This window comes from Lentiprolixibacter sp., assembly GCF_982873095.1.
Genome location: NZ_CEYNTP010000308.1, coordinates 1 through 2763 on the forward strand (window position 1 = coordinate 1; position 2763 = coordinate 2763).

The window sequence follows — 2763 nt, forward strand, 5'->3', positions numbered from 1 at the left end:
ATTTGAACTTTGCTAAATTCCTGAAGGTGTCTGGTATGGTGGAGATCCGAGGCCACAAAATCCACCAGCTTTTCTTCTAATAAGTGATGTGCGATCTTATGCGTTTCAGGGCCGTAATACTCGCCCAAGGATAGCAGGTTTAGCTGTAAGAGTGTTCCCCTTTTTTTGAGAGAGGTAAAAATACCCTGATAATCCTTGTAATACAGGTAGCGCTCCGGATGGGCCAGCACTGGAAATAAGCCTTTCTTAGCTGTTTTTTCAATGGCGCTGTCCAGATTTATAGAAGCCTGCAAAAAGGACATCTCCACCAAGAGATAATCCTTCCCCAGCGGCATTATTCCACCGTCTTCCAATAAATTTTCAAAATTGTCATCGATCATGTGTTCTGCTGCCGCTTTCACCACCACATCGGTAATATGATTTTCCAGCAACGCCGCTTTCAGTTCGGAAAGGGCAGTATTGATGGTCCCTGGAGAATTAGGATAATAGTTATGCATGATGTGGGGGGTAGCGACAAAACGAGTAATCCCCAGTTCCCCCATGCCTTTTATCAGGGCAAGGGAGTCCTCTACCGTCTTGGCTCCATCATCTATACCGGGAAGGATATGGTTGTGGATGTCCACAAACCCCTCAAGGTAATCTACCAAATATCTTTTCTTCTGAAATATTTCCCACATAACAATAACAATACAGGGACAAAAATACGGTGAATCGTATTAATGTCCCTGTAGCGCAATTTAATTAACTACACTTTTTAGGCTGTATCCTGGCGGATAGCGGCCTGCGCAGCAGCAACACGTGCAATAGGCACACGGTAGGGTGAACAACTCACATAATTGAGCTTGTTGTTATGACAGAAGGCCACAGAACTAGGTTCTCCACCGTGTTCGCCACAGATACCTACCTTCAAATCAGGCTTCGCTGCTCTTCCGCGTTCGGCTCCCATGGTAACGAGCTGTCCTACACCTTCCTGATCCAGGATTTCAAACGGATCTGAAGTGAGCAAACCTTTTTGCTGGTATACACTCATAAACTTCCCGGCATCATCCCTTGAATACCCAAAGGTCATCTGTGTAAGGTCATTGGTTCCAAAGGAGAAGAAATCAGCATGTTCAGCAATCTTATCTGCGACGAGGGCGGCCCGCGGAATTTCTATCATGGTTCCGATAGCATACTCAATGCGATCCTTGCGTTTGGCAAAAATGCTTTCCGCAGTCTCTTCAATGATGCGTTTTTGCTCCAGGAATTCACTTACCGTACCCACAAGCGGCACCATGATCTCCGGTTTGGCCTTTATGCCTTTCTTTTTCAGGTTCATGGCCGCCTCGATAATAGCTGTGGCCTGCATTTCGGTAATTTCAGGATAAGTATTTCCTAAACGACAGCCCCTGTGTCCCATCATGGGGTTGAATTCGTGCAGTTCAGCTACTTTACTGGTCACAGCGGCAACTGATATATTCAACTCATCTGCCACTTCCTTTTGCGCAGCCAGTTGATGGGGAATGAATTCGTGCAATGGCGGATCCAGTAACCTGATGGTTACAGGTAAGCCCTGCATGGCCTCAAAAATGGCCTCAAAATCTTCCTGTTGCATGGGTAAGAGCTTTTTGAGTGCCCGATACCGGCCTCTTTCCGTGCTTGCCAGGATCATCTCACGCATGGCAATGATTCGATTACCTTCAAAGAACATATGCTCGGTGCGTGTCAATCCGATTCCCTCTGCGCCAAACGTCCTTGATACTTTTGCATCTTTAGGTGTATCAGCATTGGTCCTTACCTGCATTGTACGGTATTTGTCGGCCAATTTCATGATATCAGCAAATTCTCCGCTGAGTTCGGGATCTTTTGTAGGCACTTTTCCCTCTATGATATTCCCTGTTGAACCGTTCAACGAAATCCAGTCGCCTTCATAGTAGACCCTGCCATCGACTTCCAGCTTCCGCACCTGAAACACAGCATTTTCCTAATCCTCTCGCAACCACGGCCGCGTGGGAGGTCATACCGCCCCTGGCCGTTAGGATGCCCTTGGCAATGTTAATGCCTTCAAGGTCCTCAGGGGAAGTTTCTATACGGGTGAGGATGGTATTCTTGTACTTTTTGGCCTCATCGGCGAAGAATACGATCTGACCCGTGGCCGCCCCTGGTGAGGCGGGTAAGCCCTGGGCGATGATATCTTCCTGATTTATAGTTTTAGTATCAAATACGGGATGCAATAGTTCATCCAGCTTATTGGGTTCCATGCGCAGTAGGGCCTCGGTTTCACTTATCACCCCTTCCTTCATTAGGTCGACGGCAATCTTTACCATCGCGGCACCTGTGCGTTTCCCGTTCCGGGTCTGAAGGATCCAGAGTTTGCCCTGCTGAACGGTAAATTCCATATCCTGCATATCCCTGTAATGGGCTTCAAGAAGTTTTTGATACCCGTCGAGCTCCTTATACATTTCTGGCATGATTTCCTCTAGTGATGGATACTCTTTGGCGCGCTCTTTTTCCTCTACCTGTGCCAGTTTTGCCCATCGTTTTGACCCCAACTTTGTGATTTCCAAAGGGGTACGAACACCGGCCACCACATCTTCACCCTGGGCATTGATCAGGTATTCGCCGTTGAAGACATTCTCCCCGCTACCGGAATCCCGTGTGAAGCATACGCCTGTTGCGGAATCGTCCCCCATATTACCAAACACCATGGCTTGTACGTTTACCGCTGTACCCCATTCGGGCGGGTAGCCATGAATCTTACGGTAATATACCGCCCTGGCGCCA

Annotated in this window: 3 protein-coding genes; all 3 read right to left on the bottom strand. The window is 47.9% G+C overall.

Annotated features, from left to right (window positions below; all coding sequences use genetic code 11):
- The coding region (locus tag AC4E7D_RS13625) for a tyrosine-protein phosphatase (RefSeq protein WP_490174329.1) at nt 1–677 on the bottom strand (677 nt) is incomplete at its 3' end.
- A 77-nt stretch (nt 678–754) separates the two neighbouring features.
- Nucleotides 755–1945, bottom strand: coding sequence for a putative PEP-binding protein (locus tag AC4E7D_RS13630; protein ID WP_490174330.1), 1191 nt, complete (start codon nt 1943–1945; stop codon nt 755–757).
- On the bottom strand, nt 1908–2763 hold an 856-nt coding region (locus tag AC4E7D_RS13635; protein WP_490174331.1), incomplete at its 5' end, for a PEP/pyruvate-binding domain-containing protein. The genes AC4E7D_RS13635 and AC4E7D_RS13630, both read right to left, overlap by 38 nt.